Here is a 4,510-nt window from a genome sequence, read left to right as displayed (position 1 = left end):
AAGGCCTTGGTGACCGTGGGCCTGTAGGGAACCGGGCCACGCCCCGGGGGCTTTGTGCCCTCGGGTTTTTTCTTCCCCTTCTTCCGGGCTATGATAGGGATTAGATGAAGGACGCCTTGCGCCTGGAACTTCCCGTACTTCCCCTTCGGAACACGGTTATCCTCCCCCACACCACCACCGCGGTGGATGTGGGCCGCCCCAAGAGCAAAAGGGCGGTGGAGGAAGCCCTGAACGCCGACCGCTACATCTTCCTGGTCACCCAGAAGGACCCCGAGGTGGACGATCCCACCCCTGAGGACCTCTTCGGGGTGGGCACCCTGGCGGTGGTCAAGCAGGCCATGCGCCTCCCCGACGGCACCCTGCAGGTGATGGTGGAGGCCAGGAACCGGGCAAAGCTTCTCTCCTACGTGGCCGCTCCCTACCTCAGGGCCATCGGGGAGGTGCTGCCCGAGCCCCCTCTCCAGGATGCCAGCCTGGCCCGGGTCCTGGTGAACGAGGTGCAGGAGGCCTTTGAGCGCTATCTGCAAAACCACAAGACCCTGCGTCTGGACCGCTACCAGCAGGAGGCCATCAAAAGTACCCTGGACCCCGCCATCCTGGCGGATCTGGTGGCCCACCACGCCACTTGGGACCTTCCCGACAAGCAGGCCATCCTGGAAACCCCGGAGGTGGAGGAGAGGCTTAAGAAGGTCCTGGCCCTCCTCCTACGGGACCTGGAGCGCTTTGAACTGGACAAGAAGATCGCCGCCCGGGTCAAGGAACAGATGGACCAAAACCAAAGGGAATACTACCTCCGGGAGCAGATGAAGGCCATCCAGAAGGAGCTTGGGGGTGGGGAGGACTTCCTGAGCGAGATAGAGGAGCTCCGGGAGCGCATAGAGAAGAAGGGCATGCCGGAGGCCGTCAAGGAGAAGGCCCTAAAGGAGCTTAAGCGCCTGGAGCGCATGCAACCCGGCTCCCCCGAGGCCACGGTGAGCCGCACCTATCTGGACTGGCTCCTGGAGGTGCCCTGGACCGAGGCCGACCCCGAGGTCCTGGACATCGCCATCACCAAGCGGGTCCTGGACGAGGACCATTACGGCCTCAAGGACGTGAAGGAGCGGATCCTGGAGTACCTGGCGGTGCGCCAGCTCACGCAAGGGAAAGAGGTGAAGGGGCATGCCCCCATCCTCTGTTTCGTGGGCCCCCCGGGGGTGGGCAAGACCTCCTTGGGCAAGAGCATCGCCCGCAGCATGAACCGCCGGTTCCACCGCATCTCCTTGGGTGGCGTGCGGGACGAGGCGGAGATCCGGGGCCACCGGCGCACCTACATCGGAGCCCTTCCCGGGAAGATCATCCAGGGCATGAAGCAGGTGGGGGTGGTCAACCCCGTCTTCCTCCTGGACGAGATAGACAAGCTCTCCTCCGACTGGCGGGGGGACCCGGCCTCGGCCCTTCTGGAGGTCCTAGACCCCGAGCAAAACCACACCTTCACCGACCACTACCTGGATGTCCCCTACGACCTTTCCAAGGTCTTCTTCATCACCACCGCCAACACCCTGGCCACCATCCCTAAGCCCCTTCTGGACCGGATGGAGGTCATTGAGATCCCCGGCTATACCCTGCCGGAAAAGCGGGCCATCGCCCGCCACTTCCGCTGGCCCTTCCAGGTGAAGGAGGCGGGCCTCGAGGGCAAGCTGGAGATCACCGACCGGGCCCTGGACCGCATCGTGCAGGAGTACACCCGGGAGGCTGGGGTCAGAAACCTGGACCGGGAGCTTTCCAAGGTGGCCCGCAAGGCCGCCAAGGACTACCTGGAAAGCCCGTGGGAAGGGGTGCGGCTGGTGGAGGAAAAGGACCTCGAGGCCTACCTGGGCGTGCCCAAATACCGTCCGGACCGGGCGGAGAAGGCCCCCCAGGTGGGGGTGGCCCAAGGCCTGGCCTGGACGCCCTATGGCGGCGCCCTCCTCACCATTGAGGCCCTGGCCGTGCCCGGGACCGGCAAGGTGAACCTCACCGGCAACCTGGGGGAGGTGATGAAGGAGTCGGCCCACGCCGCCCTCACCTACCTCCGGGCCCACCGGGAGGAGTGGGGGCTACCCGAGGGGTTCCATAAGGAATACGACCTCCACATCCACGTCCCCGAGGGCGCCACCCCTAAGGATGGTCCCTCCGCGGGGATCACCATGGCCACCGCCTTGGCCAGCGCCCTCACAGGCCGGCCCGTGCGCATGGATATGGCCATGACCGGGGAGATCACCCTAAGGGGCAAGGTGTTGGCCATTGGCGGCGTAAAGGAAAAGCTGCTGGCCGCCCACCAAGCCGGCATCTTTCGGGTGATCCTGCCCAAGGAGAACGAACCCGAGCTGAAGGAGGTCCCCGAGGAGGTCCTCAAGGACCTGGAGATCACCTTCGTGGAGGAAGTGGGGGAGGTCTTGCGCCTCCTCCTTCTGCCCCCTTCCCCACCCCCAACCGCCCCCGCCGAGAGGCCCCAGCCAGGAGCGGGAGCCTAGACCTCCACCACCTGGCCCAAAGGGGTCAAGACCCGGGCCGAGCCGGGGGCTGGGCGGTGGGCTTGTAGCTGGAGCTCGGCCAGACCCCGGGTCCCAAGGCCTAAGCGGTAGACCCCTGGGGGCAGGAGGAAGGCGTAGTCCAAAGGGTCCTCCGGAAGCACGGTCCCCCAAAAGAGACCCGCCTTTATTGGGGTGGGTAGGAAGTAAATCCCCCTCTCCTCCCCCATTAGGCGCAAGGGAAACGCCTGGGAATCCGATCCCAGCCCTAAGGGAAGCTCTTGGTAGACCCGACCGGTTAGCCTGAGCACCGCCCGTTCCTCCAGCACTAGGGGAACCTCCGTGGGCTCTCCGCCCAGGGAAACCAACTGGACCACCTCCGGGAGATCCAAAAGGAGGCGGGGGCCAAAGCCAAGGAGAACACTGGGGGGAGGGAACTCCGACCAGGGAAACTGGGAATCCACCACCACCCTCCGCCATTCCCTCAGATTCTTTACTAGGCCAGGCTCCCGTAGGGGTTCGGAAGCCCTGTTCCGATGGTAGAGCTCGGCCACCACGTCGCCAAGCTCGTGGAAGATCCCGGCCATCTGCCGGTGAATGCGTAGCCTCTTCCCCAGGGAAAGCTGGGCCTCCAAGTACCGGCGGAACTGGGGTTCGGCAAAACGATACCGGCCTCCGGAAAGGGTAAGCCACCCCTGGTACTCCAGCTCATCCAGAAACCCAGCCAATCCAAGCCCTTCCGCCAAAGCTGCGGGAAAAGCCCCGGGGTGTAAGGAAAGAGCCTCCAAGGCCCTTCGCCCTTCCCGGGACAGGTAACGGGCCTCGAGGACCACCATGGCCCGTATCCTCTGGGGAAGGGCCTCGGGGTCACCCAAGGCCAAAAGCTCCTTCATGACCTCCAGCCGGCCCCCGCTAGCCAGGTAGAACCGAGCCGCCCGGTGAAAGGGTTCGGACCGCAAAAGCGCGGCCCTGGCTTCAGCAAAACCCAGGCGGGGAACCTGAACCACCCAGGTCATCTCGGCGGGAAACCGCGCCCTGAGGGCCAAAAGGAAGGAAGGATCCTCTCCGAAAAGGCTTCTGGCCACCACCAACACCTGCCCCGGGACCGGCTTCAGGCGGAAGGCCTCCTCCTTGGGGGGCAGGGGATCCGAAAGGTAGTAAACCCCCGGCCCCTGGCCCAGCCCCTCGCGGAAGGGTAGGCGCAACCTTTCCGCCAGGGAGCGGGCCAAGGTGCCCCGCCCGGAACCCGGTGGGCCAATCAGGACCACCAAAGCGGGCGGACGCACCTCCTTAAGCCGTTCGGGCAGGGGCAGGCTCTCCTTAGGCACCCCCACGCGGGCCCTGACCATCTGTACCCAGTCCCCAAGGGAAGGGGAGACGCTTTCCAGACCCTCCAAAATCTCCTCATCCCCAGGGGTTCGGTCCAGCTCCACCCCAGGGGGCAATGCCAGCACCTGGCCTCTGAAGGCATCGCTTCCCAAAAAAGCGCGCAGGTGGGAAAGTTCCGTGCGGAGGTTTTGCAAGGCCGCCCCATGCCCCCAAAGCAAATCGGCCAGCTTTTCCCTTCGGGTAGGGCCCTCGAGGGCCAGGTAGTAAAGGATGGCTAAGGCCTTCCGCCTGAGGGGCAAAGGCCCAAGGGGTCCTTCCGCCCGGGCAGGGCCATAGAGGGGCAATCGCACTCGCTGCATCCTTCCTCCGTTAAGCGCCTCGTTAAGCCACCGTTACATCCCTTCTCATCTTGCGCAAGCATTTTAACGCATCTCCTTCATTCCGGCGTCAGAAAAGCACATCCGCCCTTAACGCCCCCTTAACGCTCCCTTGTCTACCCTCCAAAGCGAAAGGAGGTGGGACGATGAGGCTTGGGCGCTGGCTGTGGCTTTTTCTGCCCCTCACCCTAGGGGCAGCGGGGCCCCAAGCCTCCTTGCGGGTAGAGGTACGTGTTCCCGAACGGGCAGCCCTGGTGTTGGAACCCCCGGCGGTAGGGGGAAGGGTAGCGGGAATGTTGTGGGCCAGCAGAGGCG

At 64.7% G+C, this 4,510-nt stretch carries 2 protein-coding genes; one reads left to right on the top strand and one right to left on the bottom strand.

All coding sequences use genetic code 11. From position 1 onward, the window contains the following. The first annotated feature begins 104 nt into the window (after positions 1 to 104). Positions 105 to 2,492 (top strand): endopeptidase La, encoded by a 2,388-nt coding sequence (gene lon / locus Q0693_RS04165; protein ID WP_298629454.1) that lies wholly within the window; start codon positions 105 to 107, stop codon positions 2,490 to 2,492. Here lon and Q0693_RS04160 read toward each other — a convergent pair. After that, complete coding sequence (locus tag Q0693_RS04160; RefSeq protein WP_298629452.1) at positions 2,489 to 4,177, bottom strand: hypothetical protein; 1,689 nt, start codon at positions 4,175 to 4,177, stop codon at positions 2,489 to 2,491. The genes lon and Q0693_RS04160 overlap by 4 nt on opposite strands. Positions 4,178 to 4,510 lie beyond the last annotated feature (333 nt).

It is taken from the genome of uncultured Thermus sp. (assembly GCF_938010445.1).
Lineage (GTDB): Bacteria > Deinococcota > Deinococci > Deinococcales > Thermaceae > Thermus > Thermus altitudinis.
Note: the sequence above shows the minus strand (reverse complement) of the source record. Positions and strands in the feature narration are given on the sequence as shown.